Origin of the sequence: Methylovorus sp. MM2 (assembly GCF_001648895.1) — a bacterium.
In the GTDB taxonomy this organism is placed as follows: Bacteria; Pseudomonadota; Gammaproteobacteria; order Burkholderiales; family Methylophilaceae; genus MM1.
On sequence record NZ_LXUF01000011.1, the window covers coordinates 17,811 to 38,672 of the forward strand.

General features: G+C 44.9%; 21 protein-coding genes. 14 read left to right on the forward strand and 7 right to left on the reverse strand.

Annotated elements, in window-relative coordinates:
- Positions 1-51: 51 nt before the first annotated feature.
- Positions 52-1,095, reverse strand: a complete 1,044-nt coding sequence (locus tag A7981_RS07725; RefSeq protein WP_067266764.1) for a type IV pilus twitching motility protein PilT — start codon at positions 1,093-1,095, stop codon at positions 52-54.
- A gap of 56 nt (positions 1,096-1,151) precedes the next feature.
- On the opposite strand from A7981_RS07725, the gene A7981_RS07730 reads away from it, so the two are divergent.
- Genes A7981_RS07730 through A7981_RS07740 form a run of 3 tightly spaced genes read left to right on the forward strand, consistent with a single transcriptional unit; the run spans position 1,152 to position 3,311 of the window.
- Complete coding sequence (locus tag A7981_RS07730) at positions 1,152-1,862, forward strand: YggS family pyridoxal phosphate-dependent enzyme (RefSeq protein ID WP_067266766.1); 711 nt, start codon at positions 1,152-1,154, stop codon at positions 1,860-1,862.
- Positions 1,863-1,901: 39 nt separating this feature from the next.
- Positions 1,902-2,711, forward strand: coding sequence for a pyrroline-5-carboxylate reductase (gene proC, locus A7981_RS07735; RefSeq protein WP_067266768.1), 810 nt, complete (start codon positions 1,902-1,904; stop codon positions 2,709-2,711).
- A 24-nt stretch (positions 2,712-2,735) separates the two neighbouring features.
- A complete protein-coding gene (locus A7981_RS07740; RefSeq protein ID WP_067266770.1) occupies positions 2,736-3,311 on the forward strand; it encodes a YggT family protein in 576 nt (191 codons plus the stop codon).
- A gap of 12 nt (positions 3,312-3,323) precedes the next feature.
- Here the strand turns inward: A7981_RS07740 and rng are convergent, their stop codons facing one another.
- Together rng and A7981_RS07750 are read right to left on the reverse strand one after the other, a co-directional pair.
- Positions 3,324-4,784, reverse strand: a complete 1,461-nt coding sequence (gene rng, locus A7981_RS07745) for a ribonuclease G (RefSeq protein WP_067267816.1) — start codon at positions 4,782-4,784, stop codon at positions 3,324-3,326.
- Positions 4,785-4,852: 68 nt separating this feature from the next.
- A complete protein-coding gene (locus tag A7981_RS07750) occupies positions 4,853-5,440 on the reverse strand; it encodes a nucleoside triphosphate pyrophosphatase (RefSeq protein ID WP_067266772.1) in 588 nt (195 codons plus the stop codon).
- Positions 5,441-5,861: 421 nt separating this feature from the next.
- Between A7981_RS07750 and A7981_RS07755 the strand changes: the two genes are divergently transcribed.
- Positions 5,862-6,305, forward strand: a complete 444-nt coding sequence (locus tag A7981_RS07755; protein WP_067266774.1) for an NUDIX hydrolase — start codon at positions 5,862-5,864, stop codon at positions 6,303-6,305.
- Positions 6,302-7,387, forward strand: a complete 1,086-nt coding sequence (mnmA, locus tag A7981_RS07760; protein WP_067266777.1) for a tRNA 2-thiouridine(34) synthase MnmA — start codon at positions 6,302-6,304, stop codon at positions 7,385-7,387. Before A7981_RS07755 ends, mnmA begins: the two co-directional genes overlap by 4 nt.
- A 5-nt stretch (positions 7,388-7,392) precedes the next feature.
- On the opposite strand, the gene A7981_RS07765 is transcribed toward mnmA, so the two are convergent.
- Positions 7,393-8,004 (reverse strand): glutathione S-transferase N-terminal domain-containing protein, encoded by a 612-nt coding sequence (locus A7981_RS07765; RefSeq protein WP_067266781.1) that lies wholly within the window; start codon positions 8,002-8,004, stop codon positions 7,393-7,395.
- A 61-nt stretch (positions 8,005-8,065) separates the two neighbouring features.
- On the opposite strand from A7981_RS07765, the gene nadC reads away from it, so the two are divergent.
- The 5 genes from nadC (at position 8,066) to ilvC (ending at position 14,257) form a co-directional block, all read left to right on the forward strand.
- A complete protein-coding gene (nadC, locus tag A7981_RS07770; protein WP_067266783.1) occupies positions 8,066-8,971 on the forward strand; it encodes a carboxylating nicotinate-nucleotide diphosphorylase in 906 nt (301 codons plus the stop codon).
- Between the two features lie 59 nt (positions 8,972-9,030).
- Entirely contained in the window at positions 9,031-10,815 is a 1,785-nt protein-coding gene (locus A7981_RS07775) for a GspE/PulE family protein (protein WP_067266785.1), read from the forward strand.
- Between the two features lie 125 nt (positions 10,816-10,940).
- Entirely contained in the window at positions 10,941-12,683 is a 1,743-nt protein-coding gene (locus tag A7981_RS07780; protein WP_067266788.1) for an acetolactate synthase 3 catalytic subunit, read from the forward strand.
- A gap of 33 nt (positions 12,684-12,716) precedes the next feature.
- Positions 12,717-13,208 carry an acetolactate synthase small subunit gene (gene ilvN, locus A7981_RS07785; RefSeq protein WP_067266790.1) on the forward strand — a complete coding sequence of 164 codons (492 nt, stop codon included), beginning with the start codon at positions 12,717-12,719 and terminating at the stop codon, positions 13,206-13,208.
- A gap of 32 nt (positions 13,209-13,240) precedes the next feature.
- On the forward strand, positions 13,241-14,257 hold the full coding sequence (gene ilvC / locus A7981_RS07790; RefSeq protein WP_067266793.1) for a ketol-acid reductoisomerase: 1,017 nt from the start codon (positions 13,241-13,243) through the stop codon (positions 14,255-14,257).
- An 85-nt stretch (positions 14,258-14,342) separates the two neighbouring features.
- Here ilvC and A7981_RS07795 read toward each other — a convergent pair whose 3' ends face one another.
- The gene (locus tag A7981_RS07795; protein ID WP_067266796.1) at positions 14,343-14,867 is read right to left on the reverse strand and encodes an RNA pyrophosphohydrolase; all 525 of its coding nucleotides are present in this window, start codon (positions 14,865-14,867) and stop codon (positions 14,343-14,345) included.
- A gap of 248 nt (positions 14,868-15,115) precedes the next feature.
- Here A7981_RS07795 and A7981_RS07800 point away from each other — a divergent pair, with 248 nt between their 5' ends.
- The 4 genes from A7981_RS07800 to A7981_RS07815 all read left to right on the forward strand — a co-directional run bounded on the left by A7981_RS07800 (position 15,116) and on the right by A7981_RS07815 (position 18,975).
- On the forward strand, positions 15,116-16,093 hold the full coding sequence (locus tag A7981_RS07800; protein ID WP_088178055.1) for a beta-propeller fold lactonase family protein: 978 nt from the start codon (positions 15,116-15,118) through the stop codon (positions 16,091-16,093).
- A gap of 60 nt (positions 16,094-16,153) precedes the next feature.
- A complete protein-coding gene (locus A7981_RS07805; RefSeq protein WP_067266800.1) occupies positions 16,154-16,690 on the forward strand; it encodes an SRPBCC family protein in 537 nt (178 codons plus the stop codon).
- Positions 16,691-16,855: 165 nt separating this feature from the next.
- Complete coding sequence (locus A7981_RS12380) at positions 16,856-17,296, forward strand: prepilin-type N-terminal cleavage/methylation domain-containing protein (RefSeq protein WP_067266802.1); 441 nt, start codon at positions 16,856-16,858, stop codon at positions 17,294-17,296.
- 74 nt (positions 17,297-17,370) lie between these two features.
- Positions 17,371-18,975: a tetratricopeptide repeat protein gene (locus A7981_RS07815; RefSeq protein WP_067266805.1), complete on the forward strand. Its 1,605-nt coding sequence runs from the start codon at positions 17,371-17,373 to the stop codon at positions 18,973-18,975.
- Positions 18,976-18,977: 2 nt separating this feature from the next.
- On the opposite strand, the gene A7981_RS07820 is transcribed toward A7981_RS07815, so the two are convergent.
- Positions 18,978-20,048: a cyclic nucleotide-binding domain-containing protein gene (locus A7981_RS07820; protein ID WP_067266807.1), complete on the reverse strand. Its 1,071-nt coding sequence runs from the start codon at positions 20,046-20,048 to the stop codon at positions 18,978-18,980.
- A 48-nt stretch (positions 20,049-20,096) separates the two neighbouring features.
- The gene (locus A7981_RS07825) at positions 20,097-20,861 is read right to left on the reverse strand and encodes a 3',5'-cyclic-nucleotide phosphodiesterase (protein WP_067266809.1); all 765 of its coding nucleotides are present in this window, start codon (positions 20,859-20,861) and stop codon (positions 20,097-20,099) included.
- Position 20,862 lies beyond the last annotated feature (1 nt).

Consider the following 20,862-nt stretch of genomic DNA (forward strand, 5'->3'; position numbering starts at 1 on the left):
TAACCCTGAGTTTTTATCTATTTTTAATTAATTTGAAGTGAGGAGCGATGACTATCCGCCAAAAGTTTCTTTATTCGATGCTTTTGCGCGCGCTTCACCAATAGAGATGATGTTACGACGGACTAGATCCTGCAAATTCTGATCCAAGGTCTGCATCCCCACATTTTGGCCAGTTTGAATCGCAGAATACATCTGGGCGATCTTGTTTTCGCGAATCAGATTACGAATCGCAGGCGTACCAATCATGATCTCATGGGCAGCCACTCGGCCTTGTTCATCTTTGGTTTTACAGAGCGTCTGTGAAATAACCGCACGCAACGACTCAGAAAGCATGGACCGCACCATTTCTTTTTCAGCAGCCGGAAATACGTCCACGATACGGTCAATCGTCTTAGCTGCTGAACTGGTATGCAAGGTACCGAATACCAAGTGCCCTGTTTCGGCAGCACTCAATGCCAAACGAATCGTTTCAAGATCCCGCATTTCACCAACCAGAATCACATCAGGATCTTCACGCAATGCAGAACGTAGCGCGTTATTGAATGAGAGTGTATGTGGGCCAACTTCACGCTGGTTAATCAGGCATTTCTTGGAGGTATGAACAAATTCGATCGGGTCTTCAACAGTGAGAATATGCCCCATCTCATTTTCGTTAACATAGTCAACCATCGCAGCGAGCGTGGTTGATTTACCTGACCCAGTAGGCCCAGTCACTAGCACGATACCGCGTGGATTTTGGGCAATATCTTTAAAAATGGGTGGGCAGCCAAGCTGCTCCATGGAAAGAATCTTGGATGGAATCGTCCGGAAGACAGCACCAGAACCTCGATTCTGGTTAAAAGCATTCACACGGAAACGGGCTAGATTAGGAATCTCAAATGAGAAGTCACACTCAAGCGTCTCTTCATATACCTTGCGCTGGCCATCATTCATGATGTCATACACCATGTCATGCACTTGGCTATGATCCATCGATGGCAAGTTAATCTTACGTATATCCCCATGCACACGGATCATTGGAGGCAACCCTGCTGACAGATGCAAGTCAGATGCTTTATTTTTGACCGAAAATGCCAGTAAATCTGAAATATCCACAGAGCGCTCCTGATATAATTTTTAAGTAAATTTTTACGATAGCTAATGAAGTGATTATGACAACAATTGCAGAGCGCTTGCAAGCAGTGCGCACTAGGATTATTGCAGCAAGCAATAATATAGGAAGAAATGCAGATTCCGTAATGCTTTTAGCCGTGAGTAAAGCACAACCTGAAAAAGCACTACGCGAAGCATTCACAGCGGGGCAGCAAGCTTTTGGCGAGAACTACCTGCAAGAGGCATTAGAGAAGCAGGTTGCACTCTCAGACCTTGATATCGAATGGCACTTTATCGGCCCTATACAAAGCAACAAGACACAACTGATCGCACAGCACTTTGATTGGGTGCATGGTGTAGATAGACTCAAGATCGCCGAGCGGCTTAATGCCGCACGCCCTGCCCATATGGCACCTTTGCAGATATGCATTCAAGTAAATATCAGCGATGAAGCAAGTAAAGGCGGCGTGGCACCAGAAGAAACAGAGCCATTAGCTGCGGCTATCAGCAAGATGCCAAATCTAAGATTGCGAGGCTTGATGACGATACCGGCACCTACAGATTCCGTGGCGTTGCAACAAAAGCAGTTTAGAATGCTGCGTGAATGCAGAGATATGCTGATTGCAAAAGGCTATGCACTTGATACGCTCTCCATGGGCATGTCGGATGATTATGAAGTCGCGATTACTGAAGGTGCCACTATCGTCCGTGTGGGTTCTGCGATATTCGGTGCCCGCATTAAACCGGATAGCGAACCCATCATAGTTTAAAATCAATACCAAATAACTGAACATACTGGATAGCCTCAAATGAATATTAGCTTTATCGGCGGCGGCAACATGGCACGCGCCATGATCAGCGGACTAAAAGCGAATGGCTTTGCCATGGAGTCGATCAATGTCATCGACCCTGATTCGGAAAAACGTGCGCAATTAAAAGCTGAATTCGGTATCACAACTACAGAGCAGCTACCCAGCATCAGCAACGCGGATGTCATCGTGCTAGCGGTCAAACCGCAGCAGTTAAGAGACTTGGCGATTTTTCTCGGCAGCATGCTACAGCACCAGTTGGTCATTTCGATTGCGGCCGGCATACGTAGCCATGATCTTGCTCGCTGGTTAGGCGGCTATGCAAAGATCGTGCGTGTAATGCCCAACACCCCCGCACAGATCCAGTTAGGCATTTCAGCACTTTATGCGATGCCAGAAGTGACCTCAAAACAACATGAACAAGCTGAGATGATCTTGGCTGCCGTTGGCAAAACATTGTGGCTGGATGAAGAATCGAAGATGGACGCTGTCACCGCGATCTCCGGTAGCGGCCCTGCTTACATCTTCTATTTTATCGAAGCCATGCAGCAAGCGGCGGTCGAGCTAGGATTAAGCGAAGAAGAAGCGAGAACCTTGAGCTTGACGACATTCACAGGCGCGAGCCAGCTTGCAACATTAAGCAGCGATAGTCCCTCAGCATTGCGTGCTCAAGTCACCTCAAAAGGTGGCACAACCGAACAGGCGATTCTTGCATTAGAATCAGCAGCAGTAAAATCCACCATTATTAAAGCGGCGAAAGCCGCTGCGAATAAATCAGAAGCGCTGGGCGATCAGCTAGGCAAAGATTAGTTTCAAGTATATTCAGGATAAAAGATGATCACGACGGCATTACAATTTCTACTACAAACCATCTTGGGATTATTCGCACTGACCGCATTGCTGCGCTTCTATCTGCAACTCACCAATGCTCCTTTTCAGAATCCAGTATCGCAACTTGTAGTAGCGCTCACCAATTTCATCGTTATTCCTACAAGACGTTTTATCCCAAGCTGGCGCGGCTTTGATCTTTCGACTCTGTTATTGGCTTATGCCGCAGAGTTGTTGATTAAACTAGGATTATTATGGCTGGGCGACTTCCCACTGATGCTCGCGGGCAATTTGATTTGGGTAGCAATATTTGGATTGGCGTTAGTGGAGGTGTTAAAACTGAGCATCTACATCTTCCTCTATGCCACCATCCTGCAAGCCATTCTGAGCTGGGTAAATCCTTACTCACCGGTAGCACCAGTACTGGATGCATTGACGAGGCCATTACTTAAACCGCTACGCAAACGTATTCCATTGGCTGGTGGCTTCGATCTCACTCCTATCATCGTATTCATCGTTGCTCAGCTATTGTTGCTGGTATTTATATCGCCTTTGGAAATTTACTTCTCCAGACTCTATTAATACCCAGAACAGCTACATGAGCACGATATCGAATAACTCTTGAGGATACTGAGTCTCGGCTTTTAGAGAGATCGGTTTACCGATAAAGTCGGATAGATTGGCAAGGCTTTGCGCCTCTTCATCCATGAGTAGATCAATCACCTTTTGAGAAGCAAGCACGCGATACTCACGCGCACTGAATTGCTTCGAATGACGAAGTAATTCACGCAAGATTTCATAACAGACGGTTTGCGCTGTCTTCAAAGCCCCTGTGCCTTTACAGCATGGGCAGGACTCAGAAAGTATATGGGAGAGGCTTTCACGCGTACGCTTGCGTGTCATCTCCACCAGCCCTAACGCTGAAAAACCGTTGATGCCAATGCGTGCACGGTCATTCGCCATTACACGCTTCAGTTCATTCAACACGGTCATGCGCTGCTCATCATCTTCCATATCGATAAAATCGATGATGATGATGCCACCAAGGTTACGTAACCTGAGTTGTCGCGCAATACATTGGCAGGCCTCGAGATTGGTTTTGAAAATGGTATCAGCAAGATTTCGCCCGTTGACGAAACCACCCGTATTTACATCAACGGTGGTCAATGCTTCTGTCTGGTCGATAATAAGGTAACCACCACATTTCAACTCCACCTTACGCGACATCGCCTTTGCGATCTCCTGTTCCACATGGTGTGTATCAAATAAGGGGCGATTACCTTGATAATGCTCAAGCCGCTTGACCGCGCACTCTGCGTAATGCTCAGAGAACTCAAGCAGGCCTTCATAGGTTTCGCGCGAATCTACCAAGATACGATCTGTGGATTTATTGACGATGTCGCGCAAGATACGCATTGGCAGGTTGAGGTCTTGAAATACCAGCGAACGCGCTGCCGCTGTCTTGCTGGAAACCTGTACGTTACTCCATACTTTTTGCACATATTCGATATCAGACAACAACTCTTCATCCGTCGCTGTCTCAGACATAGTGCGAATGATATAACCACCTTCATGGTTTTCAGGCAGCAAGCTGATCAATCGCTCTTTCAAATACTCACGCTCTGCTTCGTCTTCAATACGCTGCGAGACCCCGATATGACATTGCTGTGGCAAAAAGACAAGAAAACGCCCTGCAATACTTAATTGTGTCGTCAATCGAGCACCTTTAGTACCGATAGGTTCTTTGATCACTTGGACGGTCACGCTCTGGCCTTCGCGCAAGACTTCCTGAATCTGCTTCTCATGATCCGTTTTTGTACACTCAAGCACATCTGCCACATGCAAAAATGCGGCACGTGCCAAGCCGATATCTACAAATGCAGACTGCATACCCGGAAGCACACGGCAAACGGTTCCACGGTAGACGTTACCAACCAGCCCAAGCGAAGTATTGCGCTCAATGTGCAATTCCTGCACGACACCCTGCTCTACGATAGCGACACGCGTCTCTTGCGGCGTGACATTGATCAATATCTCTTCATGCTTTTTCGGCATATCGTCTTTGCATTGTTTTTTACTTTCAGCGCTTTCCTGAATAATCGGCTCAGATCGCAATATCGTATTCACAATACATGTACTCCAACATTTTTAAGTAATGCTGCTGTTTCAAAAAATGGCAAGCCCATCACACCCGAATAACTACCATCGATTCTTTTGATAAACGTACTGGCAAGCCCTTGAATACCATAAGCGCCCGCCTTATCACGCGGCTCACCAGAAGCCACATAAGCCTGAATCAACGCTTCCGATAATTCGGACATTTCAACAAGCGTTGTCGAAAGTGCGGCCTCGACGACCCCGCCATTAATTACCGCGACTGCAGTATGAACCTCATGGCACCGCCCGGACATCATGCGCAGCATATTAGCAGCCTCTTTGTCATCAACAGGTTTACCTAAGATCAGGTGGTCAACGGCCACAGTTGTATCGGCAGCCAAAATCGGCAATATCGGTAGCCCATGCACTTCCATATACGTCACACATGCTTGCGCCTTTTGCTTGGCTAATCGCAACACATACTCCGCTGGCGACTCATTAGCTGCCACCGCTTCATCGATATCTGATGGCAACACCTCAAAATCGATGCCCATTTGTTGCAACAACTCAGCTCGGCGTGGCGAACGAGAGGCTAAATAAATCTTCTTAATCATGCATCTCTTTGTTTAATTACCAGATTACAAACAACTGTACTCGACATTTAGGCTAAGCTTAATATTTAACCAGTTAGTCAGACTATCTATTTCGTAGATTTCATATTCTCCAGCGGTTTAGGCTTTCCAACAGTCAGCACATGCAAAATACCGCTCAATCACAATAGTATTACAACTCATTAACATTTTATTAACAATTTGATTCAATACTAACTGATTCTGGCAAGATTCAACAACAAGAAAAACACAGCGTAAGGGAATAATTCCCATAAAAATATGCCATAACTTCCCACTATCATTGAAGCTATTCACACAGCCCATCACACTTACCAAGCCTAGGCAGCATAAAGCCTCAGTGATTTAAGCTGGTCTGATTGGCTGACTAGAGGTAAAATAGCCGATTTTTCAAATAGCTAAGCCAATGATTTGGAAGCCTAATGCTACGGTTGCAGCCATCGTGGAACAAGATGGTAAATTTCTGCTCGTTGAAGAAGAGACCGCAGAAGGCATCCGCCTGAATCAACCCGCAGGACATTTGGAAAATGGCGAGACACTCCTGCAAGCAGTCATTCGCGAAACTCAGGAAGAATCCGCATACAAATTCTCACCAGAATCTTTGCTGGGCATTTATCATTGGCAGCACCCGAAAAAAGACCTCACCTATCTACGGTTTGCTTTTATTGGTTCGGTATCAAACCATGCTCCTGAACAGCCGTTAGATAAGGGAATCATCCGCGCAACATGGATGTCCATAGAAGAGATTCGTGCAAACCAGCACATGCATAGAAGCCCGCAAGTATTAAAGTGCTTTGAAGATTATTTATCAGGACAGAAATTCCCACTTAACGTGGTATCGCATCTATGACAAAAAAACGTGTAGTCGTCGGGCTTTCCGGCGGCGTTGATTCATCTGTTGCCGCTTTGCTTCTTAAGGAGCAAGGCTATGATGTTGTCGGTCTCTTCATGAAGAACTGGGAAGATGACGATAACGACGAATACTGTTCGTCCAAGCAAGACCTGATTGATGCCGTCTCTGTCGCTGATCGACTGGGCATCGAGATCGAAGCCGTCAATTTTAGTAAAGAATATAAAGAACGTGTATTCCAGAATTTTCTGGATGAATACAAAGCTGGCCGTACGCCTAATCCGGATATCTTCTGCAACTCAGAGATCAAGTTCAAAGCCTTTCTCGACCATGCGATGGGCTTGGGCGCAGACATGATTGCGACTGGTCACTATGCGCAGGTTCGCGAAAAGAATGGTCTATTCCAATTACTAAAAGCCGAGGATGGCAGTAAAGACCAAAGTTATTTCCTTTATCGCTTGAATCAGGCTCAGCTTTCAAAGACATTATTTCCATTGGGCCACCTGCTAAAACGCGAAGTACGCGACATCGCACGCAACGCTCAATTAGCCACCAGCGAGAAAAAAGACTCCACTGGTATCTGTTTCATTGGTGAGCGCCCATTCCGTGAATTCCTAAATCGTTACCTGCCTCGCGAACCAGGCGAGATGCAAACACCTGAAGGGACAGTGGTCGGACAACACGACGGGCTGATGTATTACACACTAGGACAACGACAAGGCCTGAAGATTGGCGGCTCTCGTGAAAGCAACGGCGAGCCATGGTTCGTTGCAGCTAAAGATATGGATCGCAATGTATTGGTGGTTGTACAAGGCCATGAACACCCGATGCTGCTCAATGATGGCTTGGTGGCTAATCAACTCCATTGGATCGCAGGTCATGAGCCTGAAACACATTGGGTCTATGCAGCAAAGACACGTTATCGCCAGCCAGACGCGCCATGCGAAATTGATAGGTTAGATAGCGAAAGCACAGATATTCGATTTGGCCAGCGCCAATGGGCGATCACGCCTGGACAATCTGCTGTGGTTTATGAGAGCCAAGTATGCTTGGGTGGCGGCATCATCACCGCCACGGTCTAAAGCGATTAATTTGCAGGTGGGACGCTTTGCTTAAATGAAGGGCGTTTCATCAATTCAGCATATAGATCAGCAAGATTAGGATATTGTGCTTTCCAGTCGATGTGCTGGCAACGTAATTCCAAATAGCCAAGCGCACACCCAAGTGCGATATCTGCAAGGCTAAATGCATCATCCACACACCACTTGGCGTCACCAAGGTCATCACTCAACGCTTTTAATCCCCGCTCCACTTTTCCATACTGCTTAGCTATCACCGCGGCATCCTGCATACCCGCAACACGACGAGATTCATTCACTGCCATCACCGCTGCATCACATACACCGTCGGCCAATGCTTCCCAGCGCTTTACCTTTATTTTGAGGCTATGATCTTGCGGAATCAAATGGGCAACAGGAGTGCGATGATCCAAAAACTCAGCGATCACACGTGAATCAAATAAGCTATCGCCATCATCCAGAATCAGCACAGGTATCTTGCCTAGTGGATTATGATTAGCGACAGGGGAGTCTGGAGAAGCAAGAACGACTTGTACCATGTCAATATCGATACGTTTTTCTGCAGCGACAATCCTGATTTTTCGCGCGTAAGGGCTGGTGAGGGAATACAAAAGCTTCATAAATTGTAGTGTTTTCTAGATTAGCACTGCGAGGTGCAAGGGCTGCATTATAATAGAAATCATGAATGCACATTTACTCCAACATCTATCGCCATCTCTGCAAAAAGCCGTACTAAAAAACGTGCAAGATGCAATTGATGAAGACTTGGGTACTGAAGGCTTTGCCAACGAAAGTCTGAGTACTGAGGGTATAGCCAGTGGAGACTTAACGGCCCAGTTAGTTCCGCAAAATCAAACCATCAACGCAACGATCATTAGCCGCGAAGCGGCTGTCATCTGCGGCATTCCTTGGGTGGATACCTGTTTTGATAAAATCGATTCCGGCACCCTGATTACGTGGAACGTCAAGGAAGGCGAGTCAGTAAAGCCCAACCAAGTGTTATGTCAGATCAAAGGCAATGCCCGCAGTATATTAACTGCCGAACGTTGCGCACTTAATTTTTTACAGTCCTTGTCGGCAACAGCGACCATAACGAAACATTTCGTTGATGCGATCAAAGGTACAAATGCCAAGATTCTTGATACGCGGAAAACCATCCCAGGCATGCGCCTCGCGCAGAAATATGCTGTCACTATTGGTGGCGGATGCAATCAGCGTCTCGGCTTATATGATGGCATCTTGATAAAAGAGAACCATATCGCAGCGGCAGGCAGCATAGCGCAAGTGCTAAAAGAGGCTGGGAAGATCAATGCCAACACAAGCATCCAGATCGAGGTAGAGAATCTGCAAGAGCTATCAGAAGCGCTCGAAGCCGGGGCCAAATTGATTCTTTTGGATAACTTTGATTGTAAAACACTCATGGAATCCGTGAAATTAAATGCCGGGCGCGCTATATTAGAGGCATCAGGCGGCATTTCCATAGAAAATGTCCGTGAGATCGCATTGACAGGGGTTGACCGCATCTCGATAGGTAGCCTGACAAAAAATATCGCCGCAATAGATTTATCTTTAAGATTTAACTATTAACACCAAAATTCAGCAGCGTTTTATCATGTTGAATCAAAACAAGGCTTGAAAGACCAGACATGAGCAAATCAGCAACGATAGCCAAGACGATTCAAGGAAAACTTATTCTGGGGGATGTCCTTCGCTTATTAGTCAATGATGGCCTGGTCAACAAAGAACAAGCAGAACAACTATACAAAGACCGCAAGATGGATACCTCCAACTTGCACCCGCTCATCATTGTCGGCGAACAAAAATGGATCAATAAATCGGCGCCTGACAAAACACTGACGATAGAGAATCTGACTAAGTGGCTGGCAGTACAGGCAGGATTAGACTACTACAACATTGACCCGTTAAAACTTGACTTTGGCCCCATCGCGCAGGTGATTTCCAAAGGGTATGCAGAGCGGCTCAAGATCATGCCGATCAAAGTCGCGGGCACAGAAGCCACCATCGCCACAGCGGAACCATTTCAGACGGACTGGGTAAAGGATATCGAACATATCCTGAAGATGAAGGTAAAGCTTGTCGTTGCCAACCCCATCGAGATCAGCCGCTATCTGCCAGAAGTCTACAATCTGGCAAACTCCATCCAGCATACTAAAACGGCCAAAGCTGGGCAAAGCATCGGCGTACAAAACTTCGAGCAATTAGTCGAGCTAGGCAAAAACAAAAATCTGGATGCTAATGAACAGCATGTGGTCAATATCGTAGACTGGCTATTCAAATATGCATTTGAACAGCGCGCAAGTGACATTCACTTAGAACCGCGCCGCACCATGGGCGTATTACGTTTCCGTATCGATGGCGTATTGCATCAGGTTTATCAGCTACCTTCTACCATCATGAATGTGATCACCAGCCGCATCAAACTGCTGGGACGTATGGACATGGTGGAAAAACGTCGACCACAAGATGGCCGAATCAAAACGCTGACTCCAGAAGGGGTAGAAGTTGAATTGCGCCTCTCGACTATGCCTACAGCCTTCGGCGAAAAGTTGGTCATGCGGGTATTCTCGCCTGAAATCATCATGAAAGATTTCCTGCAACTTGGTTTTTCTAAATCGCAAGCAGACCAATGGAATACTTGGACAAAACAACCAAACGGCATCATTTTGGTTACAGGTCCAACAGGCTCTGGTAAAACGACGACGCTCTACTCGACACTCAAACACTTGGCAACTTCTGAAGTGAATGTCTGTACCGTTGAAGACCCGATAGAAATGGTCGAGCCCGCTTTCAACCAGATGCAAGTACAGCACAATATCGGCCTTACCTTCTCAGGCGGAATCCGCACCCTTTTGCGACAAGACCCTGACATTATCATGGTTGGTGAGATCCGCGATGTAGAGACGGCAGAAATGGCGATTCAAGCAGCACTTACAGGCCACTTGGTTTTATCTACGCTACACACGAATGATGCCCCATCCGCCATTACGCGGCTACTCGATTTGGGTGTGCCCTCCTACCTTATCCAGTCTGCACTTCTGGGCGTCATGGCACAGCGACTAGTACGCACACTTTGTCCAAGTTGCAAAAAACCGGGTACGATTGAGGACACCGAGTGGTCATCACTTGTAGGCAAATGGAAACTTAACAAACCGTCCCAACCCAACACGACCGAAGGCTGCTTAGAGTGCCGCATGACTGGCTATAGAGGCCGTAACGGCATCTATGAGATGCTATCTATCAGTAAAAATATCCAAAAGCTCATCACCCCGGATACCGATCTCTCTAAAGTCAAAGCCCAAGCCTATCGTGAAGGCATGAAACCCCTCATGATTAATGGCGCTGAAAAAATCGCCGCAGGTCTTACGACAATAGAAGAACTATATAAAGTAACACCTCCTTTAGACGATTAAACCGACTCAAATCACTCGGAATATTGCCTATCTCATCATAATAATCTCTGACTTTCATTCTTGACCAAACACTGACAAACGGTTACTGTATAGGGTTACCCAATCACCAGTAATCAATAAGAATCATGGAAGACCGTACCAATCAGATCACGGGCGCAGAAATCGTCATCCGATGCTTGCAAGAGGAGAATGTTAAATTCCTTTTTGGCTATCCAGGTGGCGCAGTTCTCAATATCTACGACGCGATTTTCAAGCAAGATAAATTCAAACATGTCTTAGTACGCCATGAACAAGCGGCTGTGCACGCGGCCGATGCATTCTCGCGCGCGACCGGTGATGTAGGTGTCGCACTCGTTACTTCCGGCCCTGGCGCTACCAATGCGATCACAGGCATCGCCACTGCATACATGGACTCCATCCCGCTGGTTGTAATCAGCGGGCAGGTTCCGACACCAGCCATAGGCATGGATGCTTTTCAGGAAGTCGACATGGTTGGCGTTACCCGCCCATGCGTAAAACATAATTTCTTGATCAAAGATATCAAGGATATCGCCACGACCATGAAGAAGGCATTTTATATTGCCTCGACTGGCCGCCCTGGTCCTGTTGTTGTAGATATCCCGAAAGACATCACCGCACAATTTGCAGAGTTTGAGTATCCAAAATCTGTTGAGATGCGCTCGTACAACCCGATACTTAAAGGGCATTCTGGGCAGATCAAAAAAGCACTCAAACTGATGCTCGAAGCCAAACGCCCGATGATATATAGCGGCGGCGGTGCAGTGCTGGGTGACTGTTCTGATGAATTGGTAAAACTGACGCGTCGCCTAGGCTTCCCTATCACCAACACATTGATGGGCTTGGGCGGCTACCCCGCGACTGACAAGCAGTTTGTTGGCATGCCTGGCATGCACGGCACCTATGAAGCCAACATGTCCATGCAGAATTGCGATGTACTGATCGCCATCGGATCGCGTTTTGATGACCGCGTGATCGGCAATACAGAGCACTTCTATAATAAAGACCGCACCATCATTCACATTGATATTGACCCTTCTTCGATATCAAAACGCGTTAAGGTTGATGTGCCTATCGTAGGCCACGTTCAATCGGTATTAACTGAAATGAACGAGCTCCTTGATGGCGAATTTAAAGCCTTAACAGAAAACAAACCAGATGCCGGTGCTTTAAAAGCTTGGTGGAAACAGATTGAAGAGTGGCGTAGTAAAGACTGTCTAAGCTATACACAGAGCGACGAAGTCATTAAGCCGCAATTTGTGATTGAGAAGCTTTGGGAAGTCACCAAAGGCGAAGCATTTGTAACGTCTGACGTAGGTCAACATCAAATGTGGGCTGCTCAATACTATAAATTCGACAAACCACGTCGCTGGTTGAATTCGGGCGGCTTAGGCACGATGGGCGTTGGTTTACCTTATGCAATGGGCGCTCAATTAGCATTCCCTGATGCACAGGTTGCGTGCGTCACTGGCGAAGGTAGCATCCAGATGAATATTCAGGAACTTTCCACCTGCAAGCAGTTCCATCTGCCGATCAAAGTGATTCTACTGAATAACCGCTATCTGGGCATGGTCCGCCAATGGCAACAGTTCTTCTATGGCAATCGTTATTCAGAATCTTATATGGATAGCCTGCCTGACTTTGTAAAACTGGCAGAGTCTTATGGCCATGTGGGCATGCTGATCGAAAAGCCATCGGATGTTGAAAGCGCATTGAAGCATGCATTCAGCCCGGAATTGAAAGAGCGTTTCGTGTTCATGAATTTCCTGACAGACCCTAAGGAAAATGTTTTCCCGATGGTGCCGAACGGAAAAGGTTTGTCTGAAATGATCCTGTCTGAAGAACTATAAAAACTAGATATCACTGAGAAGAAGAGCGATTAGATGAAACATATTATCTCCCTGCTCATGGAAAACGAAGCTGGTGCATTATCCCGCGTTGCCGGGCTATTCTCAGCACGTGCCTACAATATTGAATCGCTGACTGTGGCTCCTACCGAAGATGCCACATTGTCACGCATGACCATAGTCACCTCCGGATCGGAAGAAGTGATCGAACAAATCATCAAGCAACTCAACAAGTTGGTTGATGTGGTCAAAGTGCTGGATCTTAACGATGGTCGCTTTATAGAACGCGAACTGATGTTAGTTAAAGTCAAGGCTACTGGTGTTTTCCGTGATGAAATGAAAAGAATGTGCGATATCTTCCGAGGCCGCATCATCGATGTTGCCGATGGAAGCTACACCATTGAACTCACTGGATCTGGCAGCAAACTGGATGCATTCCTAGAAGCTCTGGACAACACCGCCATCCTCGAGACTGTACGTACAGGCGCTTCCGGCATTGGCCGTGGCGACCGTATCCTTAAAGTTTAATTAGATAAAAAGAATTTGTTGAAAGGTAGAAAATGAAAGTTTATTACGATAAAGATGCTGACTTATCCATCATCAAGAAATTAAAAGTCACTATCGTTGGCTATGGTTCACAAGGCCATGCACATGCTCAGAACCTTAAAGATTCTGGCGTTAAAGTCACCATCGGTGCACGTAAAGATGGTAGCTCTTTCGCGAAAGCCGAAAAAGCTGGCCACGATGTGCAAGAGATCAGCAAAGCAGTTAAAGGCGCTGACCTTGTCATGATTCTTTTGCCTGATGAAAATATGGCTGAGATCTACGATGCTGAAGTTGCACCAAACCTGAAAAAAGGCACTGCAATCGCTTTTGCTCACGGCTTTAACATCCACTACAACCAAATCGTTCCACGTAAAGACATGGATGTCATCATGATCGCGCCTAAAGGCCCAGGCCATACAGTGCGCTCTGAATACCTTAAAGGCGGCGGCGTTCCATCATTGATCGCTGTTTACCAAGATGCATCCGGCAAAGCAAAAGAGATCGCTTTATCTTATGCAGCAGCTAACGGCGGCACTAAGGGCGGCGTAATTGAGACAAACTTCCGCGAAGAAACTGAAACCGACTTATTCGGTGAGCAAGCAGTACTTTGTGGTGGCGCAGTTGAATTGGTAAAAGCGGGCTTCGAAACGCTGGTTGATGCGGGCTATGCGCCGGAGATGGCTTACTTTGAGTGTTTACATGAACTCAAGTTGATCGTTGACTTGATGTATGAAGGCGGTATAGCCAACATGAACTACTCAATCTCCAACAATGCAGAATACGGCGAGTATGTCACTGGCCCACGCGTGATTGCTGACCAAGCACGTGCTGCAATGAAAGAATGCTTAACTAACATCCAGAATGGTGACTATGCCAAGAAATTCATTTTGGAAGGTCGCACCAAATACCCAGAAATGACAGCACGTCGTCGCCTGAATGCTGAACACCAGATCGAACAAGTCGGTGGCAAGCTACGCGCGATGATGCCTTGGATCAGCAAGAATAAGTTGGTTGACCAATCCAAGAACTAATACAGTCTCAACGTATTAAGCTTTAGTAAAAATAAAGGCAAGGATTTGATCCTTGCCTTTATCATTTTCAGCTAACCTTGCTCCGTTAACCTTGCGTAGTCACAGGGCCTAGATTAGTACGTTTCTTAGGACGCGCCTCTCCTAGCAGATGCGGTGATAGCTCATTCAATGCCATCTTGTAGACCTCTCGTTTGAACTCGATGACATTATCCAGCGGTACCCAGTACTCGCTCCATCGCCATGCATCAAACTCAGGATGAGAGCTTGCGCGCAATGAGACATCACTATCCCTCCCAGTTAGTCGCAGCAGAAACCATATCTGCTTTTGTCCTTTATAACTACCACGCCACTCACGCTTGACCCAGTTAGTCGGCACATCGTACCTTAACCAGTCACGTGTACGACCCAGTATTTTTACATGCTCGGCACGCAAACCGACCTCTTCCATCAATTCCCGATACATCGCCTGCTCAGGGGATTCGCCCTGCTTAATACCGCCCTGCGGGAACTGCCAAGAGTGTTCACGAATGCGCTTACCCCAAAACACCTGATTGCTGGCATTACATAAAATAATACCTACATTCGGGCGATATCCGTCGCGATCTATCATGACAAAAAACCCCGTTAATTTTGTGTAATTTTTTCACACTTCCGGTCGTATTGAAAGCAAGCGATGAAAACAATCTGTTTTTATATGGCTTTAACTATTATGTCGTGCTATTCCTTGACGCTTTTTACAACCGCACTTTATACTGCAAAAGCTTAATAACCATAGTTAACCTAATTTAGTAAACCAAAAATCAATCCAATCGTTTTATTCCATATCGACCTCACAAATCTTTACGATTACAAAGCATTTTGCAACCAACTCTAAAATATTTTATCCGGCAAATCAGTGCATGCGCGGCGCTATGCGTAGCATTGACTACACCAGCACTTGCTGCAGGTTATGCATACATCACCAACCAAGCGAGTAATAATGTATCGGTCATTGATATTAGCAAGCAGCAAGTAATTGCAACAATTCCGGTAGGTAAAGCGCCAGTGGGTGTTGCGGTCTCGGCAAAACTTGCAAAAGTCTATATTTCCAATGTTGAGGGGCAATCCATCTCTATCATTGACGCCAATAAGTTTGAGCATCTTGAAGATTTCCCTATAAAAGGCTCACCCGTAGGCCTAGCAATCGCCCCCAATAGTAATGTGCTATATGTAGCAGACTGGTATGAAGATCGAATCCTTGAAATTAACCTTAGCGACATGCAGCAACAGCGTGAAATCCATATTGGCAAAGCACCAGCAGGCATCATCGTTAGTCCTGATGGCAAAAAGTTATATGTAGCCAATCGCGACAGCAATGACATTGCCATCATTGATACTGAAAAATTAGTTGTGTTATCTCGCATCAATGTGGGCGAACACCCTTATGGGTTGACACTCAGCCCTGATGGTCAAAAACTATATGTGGTTAACGTCTATTCAAATACGGTTTCTCTAGTTGATACTGAGACTGGTCAAATAGATACAGTGCGCGTTGGCGAACACCCTTATTGCGTCGCAGTAAACCCTAACGGACAATATATCTACGTCACCAATACACAAGGCGATACTGTTTCAGTCGTAGATATCGCACTTAAGAAAACAATTGCATCTATCCATGTGGGAGGCTTTCCTGAAGGCATTGCATTTCAAGCCGCCACACAACAGATTTTTGTCGCCAACTGGTTCGACAACACCGTTTCAGTGATTGACGCTTCAACTAATAAAGTGACCGCAAGCATTCTGACAGGCAATCAAAGTCGGGCTTTCGGCCAGTTTATTCTTGAACCCGTGCATTGAATTTAGAGTCATAGTGATGATTCTTACCCGTACTAACTACTAATAAATGGAGAAAGACGAATGAAAAAGTTACTCACACTCATCGCAATGGCCGCATTACCACTCACCGCAGCAGCGCATGGCCCATCACCACAAAAAGTTGAGAAAGAAATCATCATCAAAGCTGAACCCGCAAAGGTGTGGGCTTTAGTCAAAGATTTTGGTGGTTGGCAAAAATGGCATCCAGCTGTTGCCAGTACTAAAATCGAAGTGAAGAAAGACGACAACGGCGATGATGCAACTTTCCGCACATTAACACTCAAAGATGGCGGAACGATTGTTGAAAAACTTCGCTCCAGCGACGACACATCCATGGTCATCAAATATGAGATTGAATCAGGTGTGCTACCAGTCTCAGATTACTACTCCGTCTTCAGTGTAAAGCCTGGCGAAAATGCTGGTGAAACCAAAGTGACCTGGATGGGCCGCTTCTATAGAGTGTATAAACTGAACCCACCTATTCCAGAAGGTCAAGATGATGAATCTGCAATCAAAGCAGTGACAGGCATGTATGACTCTGGCCTTGCAGCACTAAAGAAAATCGCTGAAGGAAAATAAGCTTACGTGACATTTTTTGTCAGTAAATTGTAAAGAGATAGGTAATTACCCGCCTCTTTGTTTTTTTGCGATAGTATTTGAATCATAGAGACATGTAATACTTATTTCTCAATAAGTATGGCGTGTTATCTAAATAGAATTAATCAAACTTCAAGGAGCTAGACAATGAAAAAAGTTCAACAAGGTTTTACCCTAATCGAACTGATGATCGTAGTTGCGATTATCGGTATCTTGGCAGCAGTTGCGATTCCCCAATATAGCAATTACACATCCCGCTCTAAAGCAGCTGCAACTCTTGCAGAATTAGGATCATATCAAACAGCTGTTGCTTTGTGTTCTCAAGAAACAGGCGCATTAACTGACTGTAGCGCTGGCTCAAATGGCATTCCTGTAGTGGCTAATACAAACAGCACAACTATAACTAGCGTAACAGCGGGTACAATCACTGGTACATCAAGTGCCACTGATACAGCTGGAGCTAGGTTGACATTCACATTTACTCCATCACTAACTACTGATACATCGGCGAATCAAGTTTGGACATTGGCAGGTACTATCTGCAATGCGACTCGCGGTATTAAACCAGGTGTTGCTGGTTGCGTTTAAACTGATTCAGTAATATAAACAAAGCCTCTTCATTAATTGAAGAGGCTTTTTTTATCTATATATTTAGGTAATCGATGAAGATAGCTAAGTGGATTTATCCGTTAATTATTCTAGGGCTTACTAGCCTAGTGTATGGAAAGTTTCTTTGGAATCCTATTGTATTTGATGACATCTATTTTTTTCTTACCCCTGAAGCAACTTTAGAAAAGTTCACTAGCTCTTTCAACCTACTCTCTGTACGCTGGCTAGCTTATGCCACGCTTGCATTCCCTCTCAAATTCTTTGGGACGGATCTTATCAACTTCAGATTACCCGCTTTATTGCTTCATGCGGCAACTGGAGTTGCTTTATTCTTAACCTTAAAAGAAGTGTATGCCCTACCTACATTTTCCTTAGCAAAGAACAACTCTAAACAAACATTATCGTTATTAGCGTTATTATCAGCATGTATTTTTGTAACTCACCCTATAGCTGCTTATGCTGCGGGATACTTAATACAGCGTACGATTGTTTTAGCCACACTCTTTAGCTTGCTTTCATTATTGACTTATTTACGTTACTTATCCACCAAGTCGACTTGGTTGTTATTCTGTAGCTTATGTATGTATTTATTGGCGGTATTGAGCAAAGAACACGCCATTATGTTACCTGCATTTATTTTGGTCATCAGCATGATGCTGGACAAAAACTTATTCAAGCAGAAATTGATCATTAGCTTCTTTATTATGTGCGGGATAATTGGATTGTATGTTGTGCTACAAAAAGCAGGGTTAATTGGTCATGTATATGAACCAGATGCCTCCCCCATGCTAATAGCGGAAGGTACTACCTATTCTCACCCTCTATTATTAAGCATAATAGGGCAATGTTGTTTGTATTTTAAGTACTTAGCTCTTTTAGTATTTCCTAATCCAGCATGGCTTTCGATAGACATGCGCGAGACATTCCCTACAAACATCTGGTCGTTGCAACTTGTTGGGATGATAGGGTTTTTTAGCTACGGATTTATAGCATTTAAGTTAGTTTTCAAACGTAATAGCTATAGTCTTTTGGGTTTGGCACTATTATTTCCATGGATATTATTCTTTACAGAACTATCTGTTGTTAGGATTCAAGAATCTTTTGTACTTTATAGATGCTATTTATGGATGCCAGGTATTTTTATAGCTATTCCACTATTGCTGACAAAGATAAATATCAAATCTCTATATGCATTACTTATCTTTATCGTTTTATGTTTTTCTGGGCTCACTATAAATCGATTAACAACATTCTCACACCCACTTCTATTGTGGGACGATGCAAGAATATTATTAGGGGATAATCTTAATTATCCTGGAGCAGATAGAATATTTTACAACTGTGGTATTGAGTTCAAAAACTTATATCAATATCAAGATGCTATAACGAATCTAAAAGTAGCCATTCAAATACGCCCCAATTATTCGCCATACCTTACAGCGCTTGGCAACACATATGCGCTTAGTATGGATTACTACAACGCAATTTACAGCTATCAACAGGCAATTAAGGTTGATCCAAATCAAGCACGAACATATCAATTGCTAGGTTTGGCATATAGTAAAACAAATCAAAACGAGTTAGCGAAAGATAGCTATCTAAAAGCGTGTACTCTAGGAAGGAAAGATGTATGCGAATCGTCAGGCAATACCCCTTAGACCTAAAAGTGTCCTTTTATACCATCTTGTAGAACCATTACATTAAAACCCAAATTAATCAAAATGAATGCGGCCGCGCTACTCCTTCGACCACTGTGGCAATAAACAATATATTGCTTATGCCTATCTAATTTATACGCTTCTGTACGAATAAGATTTAATGGTAAATTCACTGCATTAGATTGATGATAAAAATCAAACTCTGATGAAAGGCGAACATCTAACCAAATTGCCCCATTAGCGACCTGAGAAGTAGCATCTTGTAATGAGATCTGATTAATTAGCGGTGCTTTTAATAGCTCAACAAAATCTTTCTTATTAAGTCTTAATAGCACACCATCTGTGTTCATGGTAATACTGGCATTCCTTTTATTCTCTGAGACCAAAGCTTCTTCGCCGAAAGTATCGCCTGATTCTAGCTGCGCTAAGACTAACGGAGGCTGACCAGCTTCAATAATACGGCTGACAACTGCTATACCACTTTCAATCAGGTAATAATAATCCCCTTCAGCGCCTTGCTTAATAATAACTTGACCCGCTTTTACATTGACTGAAGTCATACGACGAAACATCTCATCAATATTGGCTGTCGGTAGTCGGCTAAACACACCGCTTTGGAGCTTGGAAGCACTGAAGGCGCCTGTATTATTCATCCATGCGCTTGCACCACGGCCCTGAGCATATTGCTCCGTTTTTTCCAGAGGCTTTTCAAAATCAGCAAGCTGATCCCAAGTCATCATGATGTCCAATAGATCCAAGTCAATCCGGATGATTTCAATATCAGTCAGCGCTATGGTGTTTTGCAAACCATTTCGATTAGCGTCAATTGGATGCTTTGCAGCTTCTCCACCGCCTCGCATGACTTTTTTTGTGCCATCGGCAAACTGCAATCCAAGCTCACCTTGGATAAGATAAATTGATTGGGCACTTTTAGTGATGTTCATCCTTAAGGGATCAATATCCTTACTGACTTTTTCAACGAAGCATAATCCGGCTAACTCTTTAAGTCGGCCTGCGGATAGTGTAGATATAGGCTCTAATTGAGCAATGAGGGAGGTTTCAACTGATGCCATGTGAATGTTTATCTTCCGGACTTGAGTCAGCCATTATCGTAACCTATTTTAAAGCTCAAAAATCTGCATATTTTTTATAGCATCTGGTTTGATTGCAAGCTGACTTTGCTCGAACTCACGCATAATGACTTCGCCTTCACCAGGTTTGAGGTGGGTAATGTAAATTTCTGCTGGTCGTTTGAGTTTTTTAAGTTCTTCGATCAGCAACGATGGTGATAAATGCTTGGATAATCTAGCTAATGCGATCTCACCGTCACCGAATGCAGTTTCAATAATCACATACTTCAGGTTTTCAATCTTATTTACATGCTCCCACAGGGCATCGCATGTGGTGGTGTCTCCACTAAATACGAGACTATTTTGACCACTATCCAGACGATATCCTACGGCAGGCACCGTATGATTTGCAGGGAGTGCAGTAATTGTACGGTCACCAAGCGTGACTGATTGACCAATGGCAATTTCCTGATATTGAAGAAAAGGCGTTTTGGCATCAGGAATCACATTAAAGTCAGGCCATATTTTCCAATTGAATATATGCTCACGAAGCGTATTGATGGTCTCAATCGTCGCATGGAGTGTCACTGGGTTAGGACGCAAGCCCATGACGGTATCAAGCAAAAATGGAATGGACGCGATATGATCAAGATGTGAATGTGTCACGAAGATGTGGTCGATCTTGCATAATTCATCAATAGACAAATCACCAACACCAGTGCCTGCGTCAATCAGAACATCGTCATCAAGCAAGATGGATGTCGTACGCAATCCGTTGCCTATACCACCGCTACAACCTAGAATTTTTACCTGCATT

Excerpts from the sequence above, each read along its gene's own strand:
- ilvC (WP_067266793.1), top strand. The coding sequence starts at position 13,241 with ATGAAAGTTTATTACGATAAAGATGCTGACTTATCCATCATCAAGAAA.
- rng (WP_067267816.1), bottom strand. The coding sequence starts at position 4,784 with ATGCCGAAAAAGCATGAAGAGATATTGATCAATGTCACGCCGCAAGAG.
- A7981_RS12380 (WP_067266802.1), top strand. The coding sequence starts at position 16,856 with ATGAAAAAAGTTCAACAAGGTTTTACCCTAATCGAACTGATGATCGTA.
- ilvN (WP_067266790.1), top strand. The coding sequence starts at position 12,717 with ATGAAACATATTATCTCCCTGCTCATGGAAAACGAAGCTGGTGCATTA.
- A7981_RS07820 (WP_067266807.1), bottom strand. The coding sequence starts at position 20,048 with ATGGCATCAGTTGAAACCTCCCTCATTGCTCAATTAGAGCCTATATCT.
- A7981_RS07740 (WP_067266770.1), top strand. The coding sequence starts at position 2,736 with ATGATCACGACGGCATTACAATTTCTACTACAAACCATCTTGGGATTA.
- A7981_RS07775 (WP_067266785.1), top strand. The coding sequence starts at position 9,031 with ATGAGCAAATCAGCAACGATAGCCAAGACGATTCAAGGAAAACTTATT.
- A7981_RS07795 (WP_067266796.1), bottom strand. The coding sequence starts at position 14,867 with ATGATAGATCGCGACGGATATCGCCCGAATGTAGGTATTATTTTATGT.
- A7981_RS07730 (WP_067266766.1), top strand. The coding sequence starts at position 1,152 with ATGACAACAATTGCAGAGCGCTTGCAAGCAGTGCGCACTAGGATTATT.
- A7981_RS07765 (WP_067266781.1), bottom strand. The coding sequence starts at position 8,004 with ATGAAGCTTTTGTATTCCCTCACCAGCCCTTACGCGCGAAAAATCAGG.
- A7981_RS07755 (WP_067266774.1), top strand. The coding sequence starts at position 5,862 with ATGATTTGGAAGCCTAATGCTACGGTTGCAGCCATCGTGGAACAAGAT.
- A7981_RS07825 (WP_067266809.1), bottom strand. The coding sequence starts at position 20,861 with ATGCAGGTAAAAATTCTAGGTTGTAGCGGTGGTATAGGCAACGGATTG.
- A7981_RS07750 (WP_067266772.1), bottom strand. The coding sequence starts at position 5,440 with ATGATTAAGAAGATTTATTTAGCCTCTCGTTCGCCACGCCGAGCTGAG.
- nadC (WP_067266783.1), top strand. The coding sequence starts at position 8,066 with ATGAATGCACATTTACTCCAACATCTATCGCCATCTCTGCAAAAAGCC.
- A7981_RS07780 (WP_067266788.1), top strand. The coding sequence starts at position 10,941 with ATGGAAGACCGTACCAATCAGATCACGGGCGCAGAAATCGTCATCCGA.
- mnmA (WP_067266777.1), top strand. The coding sequence starts at position 6,302 with ATGACAAAAAAACGTGTAGTCGTCGGGCTTTCCGGCGGCGTTGATTCA.
- A7981_RS07805 (WP_067266800.1), top strand. The coding sequence starts at position 16,154 with ATGAAAAAGTTACTCACACTCATCGCAATGGCCGCATTACCACTCACC.
- A7981_RS07815 (WP_067266805.1), top strand. The coding sequence starts at position 17,371 with ATGAAGATAGCTAAGTGGATTTATCCGTTAATTATTCTAGGGCTTACT.
- proC (WP_067266768.1), top strand. The coding sequence starts at position 1,902 with ATGAATATTAGCTTTATCGGCGGCGGCAACATGGCACGCGCCATGATC.